This is a genomic window from Corynebacterium choanae, from assembly GCF_003813965.1.
In the GTDB taxonomy this organism is placed as follows: Bacteria; Actinomycetota; Actinomycetes; order Mycobacteriales; family Mycobacteriaceae; genus Corynebacterium; species Corynebacterium choanae.
Window position 1 is genome coordinate 1,252,191 of record NZ_CP033896.1, and the last position, 16,091, is coordinate 1,268,281.

At 57.3% G+C, this 16,091-nt stretch carries 12 protein-coding genes and 2 tRNA genes; 10 read left to right on the forward strand and 4 right to left on the reverse strand.

From position 1 onward, the window contains the following. Positions 1-97 precede the first annotated feature (97 nt). Both CCHOA_RS04490 and CCHOA_RS04495 read left to right on the forward strand, forming a co-directional pair. Entirely contained in the window at positions 98-763 is a 666-nt protein-coding gene (locus CCHOA_RS04490; protein WP_123927436.1) for an exonuclease domain-containing protein, read from the forward strand. Positions 764-1,185: 422 nt separating this feature from the next. After that, positions 1,186-1,983 carry a fumarylacetoacetate hydrolase family protein gene (locus CCHOA_RS04495; protein WP_123927438.1) on the forward strand — a complete coding sequence of 266 codons (798 nt, stop codon included), beginning with the start codon at positions 1,186-1,188 and terminating at the stop codon, positions 1,981-1,983. A gap of 495 nt (positions 1,984-2,478) precedes the next feature. Here CCHOA_RS04495 and CCHOA_RS04500 read toward each other — a convergent pair whose 3' ends face one another. Continuing rightward, positions 2,479-3,618 (reverse strand): isochorismate synthase, encoded by a 1,140-nt coding sequence (locus tag CCHOA_RS04500; protein ID WP_123927441.1) that lies wholly within the window; start codon positions 3,616-3,618, stop codon positions 2,479-2,481. 540 nt (positions 3,619-4,158) lie between these two features. On the opposite strand from CCHOA_RS04500, the gene gltX reads away from it, so the two are divergent. The 3 genes from gltX (at position 4,159) to CCHOA_RS04515 (ending at position 6,095) form a co-directional block, all read left to right on the forward strand. Then, entirely contained in the window at positions 4,159-5,631 is a 1,473-nt protein-coding gene (gltX, locus tag CCHOA_RS04505) for a glutamate--tRNA ligase (protein WP_123927444.1), read from the forward strand. A gap of 281 nt (positions 5,632-5,912) precedes the next feature. After that, positions 5,913-5,984, forward strand: a tRNA-Gln gene (locus tag CCHOA_RS04510). A 38-nt stretch (positions 5,985-6,022) separates the two neighbouring features. Beyond that, positions 6,023-6,095 (forward strand) — tRNA-Glu (locus CCHOA_RS04515). A gap of 1,145 nt (positions 6,096-7,240) precedes the next feature. Here CCHOA_RS04515 and CCHOA_RS04520 read toward each other — a convergent pair. Continuing rightward, the gene (locus CCHOA_RS04520; protein WP_123927447.1) at positions 7,241-7,972 is read right to left on the reverse strand and encodes an IclR family transcriptional regulator; all 732 of its coding nucleotides are present in this window, start codon (positions 7,970-7,972) and stop codon (positions 7,241-7,243) included. 260 nt (positions 7,973-8,232) lie between these two features. On the opposite strand from CCHOA_RS04520, the gene leuC reads away from it, so the two are divergent. From leuC to CCHOA_RS04535, 3 genes are all read left to right on the forward strand, one after another. Further along, the gene (gene leuC / locus CCHOA_RS04525; protein WP_123930804.1) at positions 8,233-9,639 is read left to right on the forward strand and encodes a 3-isopropylmalate dehydratase large subunit; all 1,407 of its coding nucleotides are present in this window, start codon (positions 8,233-8,235) and stop codon (positions 9,637-9,639) included. Between the two features lie 112 nt (positions 9,640-9,751). Next, positions 9,752-10,348: a 3-isopropylmalate dehydratase small subunit gene (gene leuD / locus CCHOA_RS04530; RefSeq protein ID WP_123927450.1), complete on the forward strand. Its 597-nt coding sequence runs from the start codon at positions 9,752-9,754 to the stop codon at positions 10,346-10,348. Positions 10,349-10,615: 267 nt separating this feature from the next. After that, on the forward strand, positions 10,616-11,047 hold the full coding sequence (locus tag CCHOA_RS04535; RefSeq protein ID WP_123927453.1) for a hypothetical protein: 432 nt from the start codon (positions 10,616-10,618) through the stop codon (positions 11,045-11,047). A 72-nt stretch (positions 11,048-11,119) separates the two neighbouring features. Here the strand turns inward: CCHOA_RS04535 and CCHOA_RS04540 are convergent, their stop codons facing one another. After that, positions 11,120-12,124 carry an NUDIX hydrolase gene (locus CCHOA_RS04540; RefSeq protein ID WP_123927456.1) on the reverse strand — a complete coding sequence of 335 codons (1,005 nt, stop codon included), beginning with the start codon at positions 12,122-12,124 and terminating at the stop codon, positions 11,120-11,122. Positions 12,125-12,636: 512 nt separating this feature from the next. Between CCHOA_RS04540 and CCHOA_RS04545 the strand changes: the two genes are divergently transcribed. Beyond that, positions 12,637-13,641, forward strand: coding sequence for an NAD(P)H-dependent glycerol-3-phosphate dehydrogenase (locus CCHOA_RS04545; RefSeq protein WP_245992197.1), 1,005 nt, complete (start codon positions 12,637-12,639; stop codon positions 13,639-13,641). 42 nt (positions 13,642-13,683) lie between these two features. After that, positions 13,684-14,778, forward strand: a complete 1,095-nt coding sequence (locus CCHOA_RS04550; RefSeq protein ID WP_123927458.1) for a D-alanine--D-alanine ligase family protein — start codon at positions 13,684-13,686, stop codon at positions 14,776-14,778. A 193-nt stretch (positions 14,779-14,971) separates the two neighbouring features. Here CCHOA_RS04550 and CCHOA_RS04555 read toward each other — a convergent pair whose 3' ends face one another. Then, positions 14,972-15,931, reverse strand: coding sequence for a DUF3515 family protein (locus CCHOA_RS04555; RefSeq protein WP_123927461.1), 960 nt, complete (start codon positions 15,929-15,931; stop codon positions 14,972-14,974). Positions 15,932-16,091: the final 160 nt, after the last annotated feature.

A 16,091-nucleotide genomic window follows, 5' to 3' on the forward strand; every position in this document is an offset into this window, starting at 1 on the left:
CCACCCAAGTCCTACCACTGCCAGCAACACCGCACTAGATGTTTGCCAACTGGTGCGGGTGGACACTGTATTTTCGACGAAAGTAACACCACCGTTTATGTTTGGACTTTCTGCAAAAGCACGGGCTGCACGCGCGGCAACCGGCGCCTTAGCTGAGTTTTACCGCACCGCCCCGGTTGATAAACGCGCCCCGCTGCACAGCCTGCCGCTGCTTGCCGTCGATGTGGAAACCACTGGGTTATCCCCGAAAACCGATCGGCTGCTCTCTATTGGTTGGGTGGCGGTCAACGGGGCCAGTATCGACGCTGGCAGCGCCTACCACGCTATTGTGCAGCAGCCTGATCATGCACCGTCTGTGGGACAGTCAGCAACCGTGCACGGGGTTACCGACGATATGCTCGCCGGTGGTGTTCCACTCGGCCAGGTATTAGATGATTTGCTGGTAGCGCTGCGCGGCCGGGTGATGCTGTGCCACTATGCGGCAATGGAACAACAATTTTTAAGCAGCGCCACCCAGCAGCTTTACCACGCATCGCTTCATGTGCCGATAGTAGACACCTTCGCCCTCGAGCGACGTCATATGGAACGAATGGGAACCTATCCCCGTGGGGAGGATCTGCGGCTTCCGCGGGTTCGGCGACGCTACGGGTTACCCGCTTATCACAACCATCATGCAACCACAGACGCCTTGGCCTGCGCGGAACTGTATTTAGCACAGTGCGCAAATTCCACCTGGTCAACCTTGCAGCATGTGCAGCCATAACAATGCACCCGCACACCCACACCGCCACAAAGCCACCCAGACCCGCAGCCACACACCCACACAGCAGCTTGGTATCACTTCGTGGATCTGCTGTCCCGCAACCATTGAGATACCCCTAGATCATGCCCCGCCCAGGGGTATCCCGTGGAGGCAACCACACCACGGCCACCTCAGGCGTTGATGTGGCATTCAGGTGGGGAAGTGGGCTTGGGTTGCATCCCCCGAATCGCGGTGGATTCGCTACAATGACAACGGCGAATCTCACCTAAGACCCCAACTGTGGCCGGTAGCGCACGTTCCGTGAACCGGTGGGGTGTACAAAAAGGTCAGCAGATCCGTGCCACACCTTCCGATGAGGGAATGGTTTGGTGACCACGCCACTCTTGTTCCCTTCCAACCAGCAACCAAAGTGAGAACGAATTATGCGTTTTGCCAGAGTAGCCACCCCCGAAGGACTGACCTTCGCCACCGTCGACGGATCTGTCGGGCAAGAGGTTATTCGGGTTATCGACGGGCATCCCTTCGAAGAACCGAAGTACACCGGCAAACAATGGCCAATTGCTGAAGTTCGGCTGCTCTCCCCGGTGCTGCCCAGCAAAATTGTGGCTATCGGCCGCAACTATGCCGACCACGTCGCAGAAGTGTTCAAACAGTCCGCTGAAACACTGCCACCGACGCTGTTTATCAAACCGCCAACAGCAGTGATCGGCCCGGAAGCTGCCATTAAGATCCCCGAATTTGCCCACGATGTCGAATTCGAAGGGGAACTGGCCATGATCGTTGGCAAGCCGTGTAAAAACGTCAACCGTGAAGATTGGAAAACAGTCATTCGTGGTTTCACCATCGTCAATGATGTGTCGTCCCGCGCACTGCAATTCGCGGACGGCCAGTGGGCGCGCGCAAAAGGTATTGACACGTTCTGCCCGCTCGGGCCGTGGATGGAAACCGATATTGACGCCTTCGACTTCTCTGATTTGCCAATCAAGGCACATCTCACCCGCGACGGTGAAACGGAAACAAAACAGGACTCCAATTCCAATCAGATGATCATGTCGCCTGGTGAGATTGTTGAATTCATCACCGCCTCGATGACGCTGCTGCCTGGTGATGTGATTTGTACCGGCTCGCCGGCGGGCACGGCACCGATGTTCCCTGGGGACACCATCGAGATCGAGGTGCAGGGCATTGGTCGTCTGCGCAACCCAGTGGAACGGGCATAACCGAAGACAATCACATCGTAAACGACAGATAACGCAACGAACCCCATCCCAAACCGTCACACACCACCCACTCCTGACAGAATCCGGGGTGGCCGGCTGCTTATCGACTGCGCCAACACCCGTATTCCCACGGTTGTTGGCGCGGTAAGCTACCTCCAGCACCAGACGGTGGGGTGGGGTGAGTTGGGAAGTGCTGCGTTGCACACCCCCTCGGAAGTTTCCAACTATTCCAGCAGCGGTGCTTGCCGCAGTGTACAGCCGTGTTGCTGGTTGATTACCCGGTGCCAACTCTGTGACATATCAGCGGCCATGCTTCCAATAAAACCCGTGGCGTATTCGTCATCCCTTACTCGGCAGTAAAGCACGCATTCGGACTGTCTATCCTCCTGCTTGTTTGTGGCTAGGCTCTCGCATCAATGCCGCGGCATTATCACCACACTCGACCACACTGAGTGTCGCTGAAATCCTGTGCTCATCGGTTCGCCGGTCTACCGATTAGCTGGTGGTCGGACCGACATCAATCTGCAGTGCGCGGGCGATAGTGCGAAGTTTCGCACTGGTTTCTTGTACTTCGTCGGCGGCATGGGACTCGGCAACAATCCCACCACCAGCCCACGCCCGTGCACTGTTCCCGTCTGCGGCAACCTCAGCACAGCGAATCGCGACCATAAACTCGCCGTTGCCGTCCTTATCTGACCAGCCGACTGCACCGCCGTAAAAGTTGCGGGGCTGTTCAATGGTATTGATCAAGTCATAGGCTAATGCTTGCGGAGTGCCGCACACCGCTGGTGTTGGATGGCAACGCACCGCAAGATCTAATGCGGTGATATCAGCACTTCGCAAGGTCGCAGTGATTGGGGTTGCTAAATGCCACATCTCTGCGGTTGCTGTGATCTCCGGGCGTTGCGGATAGTCTATCTGTTCGCACAGCGGCCCTAGCGTGTCTACGAGTGCATCGACTACGAAACGATGCTCCGCAATATCTTTAGCACTATTGTGCAGTGCTTCTTTATTCGCTGCATCCTCCTCCGGTGTGCGTCCGCGGGGCAGAGACCCAGCTAACGGAAACGCAGTCACTGTCGCCCCTTGTTTCTTTAACAACACCTCAGGGGATGATCCGACCAACATTGATCCTGCAAAGCGTTCACCAGCAGGGGTGAGATCCACCGCGAATCCGTCGAGGGAAGCGGAAAGATCAATGAGTTTCGCCGCCACTGTCAACGGGTCGACCGGCGGATCAAAAGCGATATCAATCGCCCGGGCAAGCACCACTTTCTCCACGGCAGTGTTGGCGATCGTCCGAATTAAGGCCGCAACCCGTTCCTCGTGGACTGCCACCGATGGAACTTCCCGCAGAACCTGTGCTGAAAGTTTCGATCCTTCGCCGGTGCGGTAGTAGGCGTGCGGTTCTAGTGGACCTGCTGAAAAAATGGCGTGCTTGGGCACGGTAAGGGCGGCAGGATCATCGAAACGAAACGGCAAAGCGCCAACCACAAGGTCGACCTTGGCATGCGCTAACGCCCACATCGCTTCGTCAACATCGCTAAAGGTGGATGCGGATCCTTGGGTACGAAGAGATCCCGATGCCCGGGAAAGGAGAAAATCCGGGGCACTTGCCGGCCGTGAATCAGTCATAGTGGTGGTAAGTGTAATAACCACCTGGCAGTCACACATAGCAGGGGAGGTGGTGCTGCTTGAGTAGCCAACCACAGCCCCCAGCACCCTTAGCGCTGCGTCGGTACGCCCACCAGTGCGACCATCCCACGCTGATTCCTTCACCCTTACCTTTTCGTATCGGTCATTCTCAGCAGCGCCTCGGATCGGTCATGCTCACCACCAGCATGTGTTCGCTATCTCGCCAGAACCTTCGCCTCGGCCATGTTGCTTGCTGCCTTGTATCGGTGAACCGACACGCTGAACTTTCCTGCCACGTCTAGTGCTGTGCAAACGGTTTCCACCCGGTCACCCGTGGCACAGGTATCCATATAGCCAGCAACTCCAACGAACCACACACGCACCCGCGACATTGCCAATCCAGCGGGGAACGAATAGGAAACTCACCCACCTAACAGAAAGGTGTTGGTCACTTTAGACGGCGCCACGCAGGACACTGCATGCCACCGTGTTCCCCCACGAAATATCACTTGCTCGGGGATATAGGTAGCATGAGAGACCATGTCTGATATTCGTGTCCGCTTCTGTCCTTCGCCCACTGGCACCCCGCACGTCGGAATGGTGCGCACTGCTTTGTTTAACTGGGCTTATGCCCGTCACACGGGTGGCAAACTCGTCTTCCGAATCGAAGACACCGACCAAGCCCGTGACTCGGAAGAGTCCTATCAGGCAATTATCGATTCTTTGACCTGGTTGAACATGAACTGGGACGAAGGAGTAGTCGTGGGCGGTCCGCACGAGCCATACCGCCAATCGCAGCGCATGGATATTTATGCTGACGTGCTCGAAAAACTCAAAGCTGCCGGCGAGATTTATCCTGCCTACTCCACGAATGAAGAAGTCCAGGAGCGCCACCGACAAGCCGGTCGCGACCCGCAGCTTGGCTACGACAACTTCGATCGTGATTTAACCGAAGAGCAGATTGCTGCTTTCGAGGCGGAAGGCCGCAAACCAGTATGGCGGCTGCGGATGCCAAATAAAACCTGGAAGTTCACCGACCTGGTGCGCGGTGAGATCGAATTCGCTGCTGAAACCCAGCCAGATTATGTGGTGGCTCGGTCAAACGGCCAGCCGCTCTACACGTTGGTCAACCCCGTCGACGACGCTCTGATGGGGATCACCCATGTTCTGCGTGGGGAAGATCTGCTGCCATCCACCCCGCGTCAGCTGGCGCTCTACGAGGCGCTCGTGCGCATCGGTGTTGCAAAACAGGTTCCCCAGTTTGGTCACCTTCCCTTCGTTATGGGGGAGGGGAACAAGAAACTGTCCAAGCGTGACCCGCAATCGAACCTCTTCCATCACCGCGATGCTGGCATCATTCCGGAAGGCATGATCAACTATCTGGCGCTGCTCGGCTGGTCAATGAAGGGCGACAGCGACATTTTCACCGTTGACGAGTTGGTCGCCAACTTCGATGTTCACGATGTGCTCAGCAACCCCGCTCGCTTCGATCAGAAGAAGTTAGAAGCAATCAACGCCGACCATATTCGCCTGCTCGAGCTTGACGACTTTACTGCGCGACTGCGGGACTATCTCACGGAATATCACAATTTCCCGGCTGATTATCCGGCCGACAAGTTCCGTTTCGCGGCAGAACTCGTCCAAACCCGCATCAAAACCTTGGGCGAGGCCTACGGTCTGCTCGAGTTCCTGGTGACCGACGATGCTGATCTTGTGTTGGATGAAAAGGCGGCCCGCAAGAATTTGAAAGCGGATGCGAAAGCTACGCTGGAAGCAGCTGTTAGCGCACTGCAAGGAGTCGATGAGTTCACTACCGAACACATTGAAGCAGCGCTCAAAGCTGTCCTGATTGAGCAGATGCAACTCAAACCCCGGCAGGCTTTCGGTCCGCTGCGGGTGGCAATCTCTGGACAGCAGATTTCCCCGCCACTGTTTGAGTCGATGGAACTGCTTGGCAAAGATTCCACCCTCCATCGCCTCCAAGCCGCACAAAGCCACGTGGCTGCCGAGTAATCACTTCTGGTGTTCACATCCAGCTGCAACCCTTCAGCTTCGATGGCACTACCAGCTTCCCGGTTGCGGCGACATTTGCAGGCCGTCGTAACCGGGTGTCGGTCAAACCCCAAATAACGATCAGCAGAGCACCACCATGCTTCCGCTGGAAGCACCTTTGTAGGCCGCAGATTTTCGGTCCATAAGCTGGTGATTTGCACTGTACTGTCGGAACCATATATAGTTTCTTCTCGTTGCACGGCAGGAAGCGCCCAGCGCGGATGGCTTAAGTAACACAACAATGGCCTATGGTGTAATTGGCAACACTACGGTTTCTGGTACCGTCATTCTAGGTTCGAGTCCTGGTAGGCCAGCTGCACAGCAGCGAAGTTAACTTCACATAATGTGCCTTGCCCCGTTCGTCTAGCGGCCTAGGACACCGCCCTCTCACGGCGGCGACACGGGTTCAAATCCCGTACGGGGTACAATTGCCCCCTACCTGAAACGCCAGGTAGGGGGCTTTTTCGTGCCCAAAACCCAAGGGCGGATTCTAGTGGTGTCCGCAACCACCACAAGAAATCGCCGCCAGTAAGTTTTAGTATTGGTACGCCAAAAAATATTGCACTACCGCCCCGGAGTTTCGCTGCCTATCGGTTTAAGTACTTGGGGATCGACGGGGCAACGTGCGACCGCTTCCGCCGGCATTGAAACAGTGCAAACGGCCAGCGGGCTGTCCGGTTCAAAGCAACGATGAGCATCCGCCCGTTTTTCTTGCCCGACTATGACAGCGAAACATGTTGGCTCCTCGCGACCGATGAGCATTACCACTGAACCCTTGATGAGGATTCGTCGGGCCTGCGTGCAGGTCCGCCACTTTGAGCGCTAAGAGCAGAGGCTGGAAGGTCGAGGTTAGGCCAGTTACCAGAGGTATCGCAGCCACCCTGCCTTAGCCGTGAGCTACCTCATCACCGCGTGGTTCCACTGTGCCCGGTGCCGGAACAGTGCAGTGAAGACAAACGCGGGCACCGGTAACAAAATCCCAAGCAAAGTAGTGATTGACCCTTTGCGCGAGTGTGCGGGAAGGAATCCATGCAAATTGTGATCACCGCCACGAAAGTCCAGATTGGTCCAGGGAAAACCGAAGCCCACCAGGTTTCCGTCAGGAACTGGATCGACAATTCGCGGGCAGCTCCGTGGCGACTACCACGAGCAGACCCGTCCTTGCCGGACGATGCGGGTATGACCAAGGTCATGGACACCGGAGTGAGGCCTCCAGGGCGGTGAGAAAACCGCTGCGGCTGATTTTCGTAACCTCAGATATGGGTAAAGTTCGGATTTCTTCAGATCTTCCTGCCTGCAGCTACCGGACTTAGGCAGCGCGATCCCGCTTTCTTCAGTATGCACCCACAGGTGATTGGGTTTCTACGATCTTAGATGCGGGATCGACGGCTTCATTTCAGGCCGCTCGCGAATAATGGCAGTTCATGCCTACTCCAAGTGATGGATGGGAAGTTGTACTGAGCACTTGGAGCAGGGTCGTTTCGTCTTCTAGAAACGCGAGAGTGAAAGTGCTGCATGCTGTCGAGGGGGGGGATTCGCACGCTGCGCTTCCAGGTTTGGCCCTGTCGCTTTAGGTGCGTTTGCTGACGGTCTGGGAGAGCTGTGCTGCAGCCTGGGTTAGTCGTTCTGCCCAAAGTGCACCAGGTGAGGGGGCGAGTCGTTCAGCTGGGCCTGATATCGACAGTGCGGCTACCATTTGCTGATGTTGAAACACTGGTGCCGAGAGGGAAGCGAGGCCTTTTTCGCGTTCAGCAACAGATTCAGCCCAACCTCGTTTGCGTACCTCAGCGAGATCTTGAACGGTATAGTTCGCTTCCGGCAGGATGAGATCCTGCAGTGCTGGTGTTGCCCAGGCGAGAAACACTTTCGCGGCTGAGCCAGCGGTGAGCTCCATGCGGGCTCCTACAGGGACAGTGTTCTGCAGACCTGATGGTGGTTCGAGTGAGGCGATGCAGGTGCGCATATTGCCGGTGAGTCGGTAGAGCTGCACTGATTCGCCGGTAGATTCCATGAGCGCAGACATTATCGGCGAGGCAGAATCGATGAGTGAATCGCCTGCTTGCGTGCCGAGTGCAGCAAGCGCTTGGCCGACTCGCCATTTGCCATCATTGGTGCGGGAAAGGAATTGATGCACCTCGAGGGCGGTGGCAATCCGGTGCGCGGTCGCACGAGGTAGGCCAGTGGTTTGGCAGAGTTCGGTCAACGACAATGGTTCCTGCGCCACGGTGGTGAGGATCGTCACGGCTCGGTCAAGAACCTGGATCCCGCTCGATGGAGTTTCCTCTCCGCTATACTTTCCCATATTGCGATACTATCATTCCAGAATGTGGGAAACATAGTGGGGTGTACCCGTCCCCGTTTTTCCTCATTCGTTTCACCGCATCGCGGCTTCGCTCCGGCTCTTCTTATTGTCGGCGCAACCCGTGATACCGGCGGTACCACCGCAGTGCTGTGCCAGCAGCCCGGTGATCAGCAACGGGGAGAAGGAGTTTGTGAGATCTCGTGGGTGAACAGCAGACCAGCCACACTAGCGTCCAACCGTCAGCTGCGCATCGCCAGCCGATGACGCTGGCAGAAAAAATCTGGCAGCGTCACCTGGTTCGTGCAGCAGGTGAAGGCCAACCCGATCACCTATTTATCGACCTGCATCTGCTCCACGAAGTGACGTCACCGCAAGCCTTTGATGGTCTGCGCCTCCAGGGGCGCGTGGTGCGTCACCCAGAGCTCACGCTCGCAACAGAAGATCACAATGTGCCCACCGAGGGGATTACCACCGGTGCCGTGTCAGAGATCGCTGATCCTATCTCCCGGCAGCAGGTGGAAGTATTGCGTCGCAATTGTGCCGAATTCGGCATTCCACTGTATCCGATGGGATCCAAACGCCAAGGGATTGTGCATGTGGTCGGTCCGGAACTTGGGCTCACCCAGCCGGGGATGACGATTGTTTGTGGCGATTCGCATACCTCGACCCACGGGGCATTCGGGGCGATTGCGTTTGGTATCGGCACTTCGGTCGTCGAACATGTGCTTGCAACCCAAACCATTGTCATGGAGCGGCCACAAACACTCGCGGTAAACGTCGTCGGCACCCGACAGCCCGGGGTCAGCGCGAAGGACATTATTTTGGCCATTATTGGACGTCTCGGAACGGGTGGCGGACAGGGGTACATTATCGAATACCGGGGGAACGTGATTGCTGATTGCAGCATGGAAGAGCGGATGACTATCTGCAATATGTCCATTGAGGCCGGCGCCCGAGCAGGGCTCATCGCCCCCGATGAGACGACCTTTAAGTATCTGCAAGGCCGCCCGTTTGCGCCGCAGGGTGAGCTGTTTGCACAGGCCGTTGCTGATTGGTCGACGCTGCGCACCGATGAGGGGGCGCGTTTTGATAAGGAAGTGACTGTTGATATCTCAACGCTTTCGCCACAAGTAACGTGGGGGACGAATCCGGCTCAATCCGTAAGTATCGACGAGTGTGTTCCCGATCCGTCTCGTTTTACCAGTGTGGATGACCGGCGCAGTGCCACCCGAGCGTTGGAATATATGGGGCTTACCCCGGGAACACCCATGTCGGCCATTGCGGTCGATACGGTGTTTATTGGTTCCTGCACCAATGGGCGGATTGAAGATCTGCGGATAGCAGCTGAAATTCTGCGCGGTCGTCGCGTCGCTGATGGCGTGCGGGTGCTAGTGGTGCCAGGGTCGACCACAGTTGCCGCCGCCGCAGAAGCAGAAGGTTTGGCAGCGATTTTCAAGCAGGCTGGCGCGCAGTGGCGGCAGGCTGGGTGCTCGATGTGTTTGGCGATGAATCCAGACAAATTATCCCCCGGGCAGCGGGCAGCATCAACGTCGAATCGAAACTTTGAATCGCGTCAAGGACCAAAGGGACGAACCCACTTGGTGAGCCCCGCGGTTGCAGCCGCTACCGCAATTACCGGCAAGCTCACCAATCCAGCCAAGCTGTAGTGCAGCAGTGGTGGAATGCCACGAAATGCGAGCGCCCGAGCTGTGAGTAACCCCACTAGCTGCTGGCACTGATGGCTATGTTGAAAGAATTGAGAAAGCGAACGAAACCTTCATGGAAGCGATAACTACCGTGACCGGCCGCGCCGTACCGCTGCCGCGAAGCAACATTGATACCGATCAGATTCTGCCCGGCGCATATCTTAAGCGGGTGACCCGCACCGGGTTTGCTGATGTGTTATTTGAGCAGTGGCGTACCGAGCCAGACTTTGTGCTCAACGATCCAGCCAACCACGGCGCACCGATTCTGGTCGCGGGGGAGGACTTCGGTATCGGATCGTCCCGGGAGCATGCGGTGTGGGCACTGCGTGACTTCGGTTTTCGGGTGGTGATCTCATCGAGGTTTGCCGATATTTTCCGCAATAACGCTGGCAATAATGGGCTGCTCACCGCAGAAGTCACCGAAGAGGTGGCAGAGCAACTCTTTGCGTTGCTTGCTACGCAACCTGATTGTGCTGTCAGTGTTGATCTCACTAGCCTGACGATCACAGCAGGGAATGCGACATATCCGTTTACGATTGACGAATACACCCGTTATCGCCTGCTCAATGGTCTCGACGACATTGGCATCACGCTTGAAGCTGCTGATGCTATTGCGGCCTATGCGGCACAGCGTCCACCGTGGATGCCGGTGACAACAACCGGCCAGTAACCCGTCTCACGCGCCACGCGTGGGTTGTGTCAGTTAGGTGCCGTTTCGGTTAGGTGCCTTGTCAGTTAGGCGACGGCAGTGGGGAAGCTCACGCGGTCGTGTTCGCCCTCTGATTGATACCACGTCGCCTCCTGCTTGCTACAGGTAAAGTTCTTTACGTGACCGCTTCACCGCCTGGTGGCGATCCCAGCATGTGGGAAGCGTACCTCTGGACGTCGAGGCAGTCTGCTGTCTTGCTCAAGCCCCTGTTGGAAAACGGATGCCCCCATGATGATTAGTGCCCTGTTGTTTGCGGTGTTGTTCGCCGTGTTGTGCGTGTTTTACCTGGTGATTTATCGAAAAAGTGTGACCGGTGGCTTGTCGGTGGGACGGTTCGGTGGACCGGTGAATCCTGATACCACCGCCAGTGAGCAGGTGTGGCAAGACACGGTACGGCGCACAGCTCGTTTTCCGTTATGGCTTGCGCTCATCTCCGGGGTGGTTGCCGTCGGTGAAGTGCTGTTGAGTATGACCGATACGGTCATGCCAATGTTTCTCGTGGCGGCACTGGCGATTGCGGTGATGTTTTTTATGCTCGTGCGCTATAACCTCACCGCGAGTGCAATCGCCCGTGAGCAATTAGGTTTGGCGGCGCGGCACCGGCCGGTGTTTCGGGAAAGCGACACCGACGACGGCGCCGCCGCGCCGCAAGGCGGGTAGCACACCGTTTCTGCTCGTACGACCCGCTATTCGAGTGTTGCATGGCGGGTTGGTTGCAGTATTGGTACGCCGTTACTTTACTGGCAATGCTGAGGCAAGATAGTCAGCGCCGCACAATCGCCCTTGAGAGAAGGTCAGCAACCAGGCGGATCCTTTTTTGCAGACCAGTTCCTCGTCAGGAATTGGCAGGCTGCCGCGGACACTTGCTGAGGCAAGATACTCCGGGATGGTTAACCCTTGCGACACCACCACCGGGATACCATCGGTGGTTTCCAGGGCGATAAACTTCGCGAGCGATCCTTTCGGATCGGTTGTCCAGCCTTCGTCGCCGTAGCTTGTATCGACGGTGACAGGCACGCCGAGGGCTTCCGCAAGCGGGGCGGCTGTGTCCTGGCACCGGTCGGGGGCTGCCGAATACACCGCGGTCGGTCCAAAGGGGGTAAGCATCGCCACGAGCGCTTCGGCTTGCTTCACACCTTTTTTATCGAGCGGTCGTTTATTATCATCACCTGCCCAATTATGGCGGGCGAACGCGTGCGCGTGCCGCACCACAATCAACCGGGTTTGTTCAGGTAACGCAAGTCGTTTCGCTGCTTTAGTAAGCACTAGCGCATCCACCTCATAGGTGGCGCGGGCGATGGCTTGTTCGAGCGGCAGCCAGGCGATCGTATCGACTTCATCGTTGGCGACAAAGTCGCCGCCGGTGACTTCCGCAGTGAAATAGTAGACCGCCTTTTCCCGGGAGCCGACCGGATAGGTAATCAGTCCTAACAGTTTTCCTAACCGCACCGTATAGCCGGTTTCTTCCAAAATTTCCCGGGCAGCGGTGGCAGGGATTGATTCACCAGGATCGAGTTTGCCTTTCGCCAGTGACCAGTCGTCGTAGCGGGGACGGTGAATCATGGCATATTCGACGGTGCCATTGTCGCTGGTGCGATACACCACTGCACCGGCGGCGATCACTCGCCGATTGCCTTCCCGCGCCGGATGCGGGCCGATCATCTGCAGGCGTCCTGCAAGTGACGACGCCGCTGCAGCGGCTACTGCATGGTGTGGACCTGACTGTTGTGTTCCCATGGGGCTGCTCCTAGAACAATGGTGTTCGCAACATCTCCGCGTCGCTGCAAGAAATACGTCAGCTCTAGCGTACGGGAAGTGATGCGAAAAGTTTGTGGAACCACCTGCACGCAGCAAAAATCTGCACCACCTCGTTGTGCTTGGTGTGGCGCGGGCGCAGCGCACAATGTTCGCAGCTACCTCAATCCTTGACACTTCACCATTGTCGGGTGGTAACAGCAGTGTTGCCGTGGGGAGCAACAGCTTCCCCTTGACCCTGTTTTTCCGCCGTTGCTGTGTCACATCGCTAGGATTGTCGGTAGCACTGTGCCGAACAAGCAAGAAGCGAAGCACAATCACCATGCGGGCAAACGCTGTGCACTTGACAACGACGGCCAGCTGGCAATGATCAAGTCAGCCTCAGCCGATTGTGGAGAAACCAGCTGTTTTGACTAGGCCAGGTTCGGCGGGCAGTGCCACCGAGCTCACCGTAGAAAGCAACGCTGTTGCGCAAGGAGTTTGTAAAAGAAACCATGTCATTACCTCAAGTTGCAGTGATGGGTGCCGGTTCGTGGGGCACAACACTGGCGAAAGTTTTTGCTGATGCCGGCAACGAAGTGCGGCTGTGGGCGCGGCGCGAAGCAGCAGCAAAAGCCATTCAGATCACTCGGGAAAATGCTGACTATCTGCCAGGTTTAACCCTGCCACGCACGATTACTGCCACCGCCTCCGCGAAGCTTGCCCTAGACGGCGCCGAAATTGTGGTGCTAGCAGTGCCGTCGCAAACGTTGCGGGATAATCTTGCCCGGTGGGCGGAAGATATCGAATCTGATTCGACTATCGTGTCGTTAGCGAAAGGTATTGAACAGTCCACCGGTTTGCGGATGAGCCAAGTCATTGAGGCGGTCACCGGCTGTGACCCTTCCCGGATTGCAGTGCTGTCAGGGCCTAACCTTGCCCGCGAAATTGCCCTTGGGCAGCCGGCGGCGACAGTGATCGCCTGCAGCGACGAAACCCGTGCAGAGGCGGTGCAGCGGGCAGTGGGTGCGCCCTATTTTCGTCCCTACACCAACACCGATGTGATCGGCTGCGAGATCGGTGGGGCATGTAAAAATGTGGTGGCACTTGCCTGCGGTATGGCGCACGGCCGCGGCCTGGGGGAAAACTCCCAAGCATCATTGATTACCCGTGGCCTCGCAGAGATCGCCCGCCTCGGGGTGTCGCTGGGGGCAGATGCGGCAACGTTTTCCGGTTTGGCCGGGCTCGGTGACCTGGTTGCCACCTGTTCCTCCCCGCTGTCGCGCAATCGCACCTTTGGCTATCATCTCGGCAAAGGGGACACGGTAGCCGAAGCATCAAAATCTACCCACGGGCAGGTCGCTGAAGGGGTGGTGAGTGCGCAATCAATCTATGCGCTCGCCCAAAGCTGCAATGTAGAGATGCCAATTACTAGGGCAGTGTACCAAGTGTGCCATGAGGATATGGCAGTAGATGAAATGATTTTGGCACTGATGGGGCGGCGTCGGAAGTCGGAATAGTTGGCGTCGGCACCCCACCTCAGCCGGTGTAGGATGACCTGCATGACAGATCAGCAAAACCTTATTCGGGTAGCCGTCATCTATGGTGGGCAAAGCTCAGAGCATTCCGTTGCCTGCGTCACCGGGCATGCCATTTTGCACAATATGGACACCACCCGGTTTACCCCAATCCCGGTCGGTATCACCCGGGATGGCACCTGGGTGGTGGGAACCACCGACAGTGCCGAACTGACGATGCGGCCGGATTATCAACCGGAAGTTCGCCCCCGGGAAGAGCTGCGCCTGGCAGTCTCTCCACAGCACAAAGGCCAGTTTTATTATGTGTCCGGGGAACATGCCGGTGAGCTGTATGCGGAAGTGGATGTGATTTTTCCCGCGCTGCATGGTCACCGCGGCGAAGACGGCACCATCCAAGGGCTGTTTGAACTTTCTGGGATTGCCTATGTTGGCTGTGGGGTGTTAGCCAGCGCTGCCGGCATGGATAAGACAGCAACCAAACTGCTCCTGCAGGCAGCTGGGTTGTCGGTTGCCCCGCAGGTGGTGGTCACCGGTTCGCTGGACGAGGTAGTCGATGATATTGCTGCGTTAGGTTTGCCGGTGTATGTGAAACCGGCCAGTGGCGGCTCCTCTATTGGGGTGTCGAAAGTCACCCACCTCGATGATCTTGCCGCTGCGGTCGCAGCTGCTCGCAAAGAAGATCACAAAGTGCTTGTCGAACGGGAAATGGTGGGGCCTGAAGTCGAGGTTGCCATTGTGGAATATCCCGACGGTCGGCTGCGGGCCGCCACCCCAGCCCAGTTGCAGGGCACCACCGATTCTGCACAAGGGTTCTACGATTTCGACACCAAATATTTAGCCAATACGGTGCAAGCTGCGATCCCTGCCCCGATCGGGGAGGAAGCCATCGCCGAAATCCAGCAGCTCGCCCTGCGGGCATTCCAAGCTCTGGGGGCGCGTGGCCTGTCGCGGGTAGATTTCTTCCTCACCGATGACGGCCCGGTGGTCAACGAAATCAACACCATGCCCGGGTTCACCCCGATCTCCATGTATCCGCAAGAATTCGCCTATGACGGCGTAAGCTATCCGGAACTCCTCGGCATCCTTATTGAGCAAGCCCTGCACAGCAGCCGCACCTAGCTGTGCGGCGTCGGCACGCCACAGACAACCGATCCTGTGTGCGCCGTCGCAGCAAACCAGGGATTTCAGGATGGTTGCGGTGGCGCAGCGGGCGCAAGCATGCTGCGCTGCTCCTCGTTTTTTTAGAAAATGCACACCAGCGTGTTCACGCGTACACCAGCGTTTCCTGCCGGACAAGCATGCCGCGGACTGCTTACAGATCGCGGCTGGTGATGAGACCGGCAATCGTCACCAGCACCGGTTGGGCTATCTGTTGGGGTGCTGAGATCGCAAACTGCTGCCGGGTGCCTTGCGGATAATACACGGCACTGGTGGTGCCCTGCGCAAGAGTAGTGTCGGTGAAAAATGGTACCGAATCCACCTGATCCAATATCGCGGTGGGCGCATAGTTTGCCGAATTCTCCACCCCGCAGCGCACAACAACCGGCTCATAGCCGGTAGCAATCCATGCCCGGGTGGTAGCCGGATCAAACCCGGCGCCTTCCAGCTGATCTGTAGTGGCCGGCACATAGTCCTCATCGTCGGCAAGCACCGTCGAAAAAGCCTCCAGCGACCTGCTGCAAACTGCCGTATCAGCAGAAGCTGCCATTGGTAGCTCGGCAAGCGGTGCGGCAGCAGGAGTAGCCCGGGAAGTTTTCAACGGATCAGCAAGCGCGGTGAAATCATGCAACACTGATTCGGTTAATGCTGCCCGCGGCCCGGTTACGGCAATCGTCGCCGCCGTATTAATCGTGTAAAACGACGCCAAATCAACCCCTGGAGTGGTGTCGACGACCAGAATCCAATCAACATCGTCAACGGTAAGCACCTTGGACAGGCGGTCGTATTGGGCGGGCAAATCAACCCCACAGCGGCTCACAATCCGCTGGGTGGAATCCTTCACCCACGCAACCACCCCAGCAGGCGCCGGATCAACCAGCGGCACCTGCACAAACTCATCCAACTCGGTGGGGGCTTGCGCCACCATGGTTGCACACGCCGGCGAATCAGCCGCCGGGGCAGGAAAATTCGCCACCGACACCGGCTGATAGCGTGCCTGGTCATAGACGTAGCGTGCCCCCCACAATGCGGCGATCACAAACACAATCGCCAACGCTAACGCAAGAAGAAGCGGACGACGACGAAACGAAATACCCGGCTGCTGCACTGTCATAGTTGCATTAGTCTAGATACCTGGCCGGTGAAGTCCAACGCGGCAACCAGGTACAACGACAACAGTCAATCCTGGATTCGACGCCAACCCGGCCAGCACCCTGCGCCGGTAGGGTAGAACACACCAAAAGCCCCACCAGCGGCAGCAACACCGCCCCCAC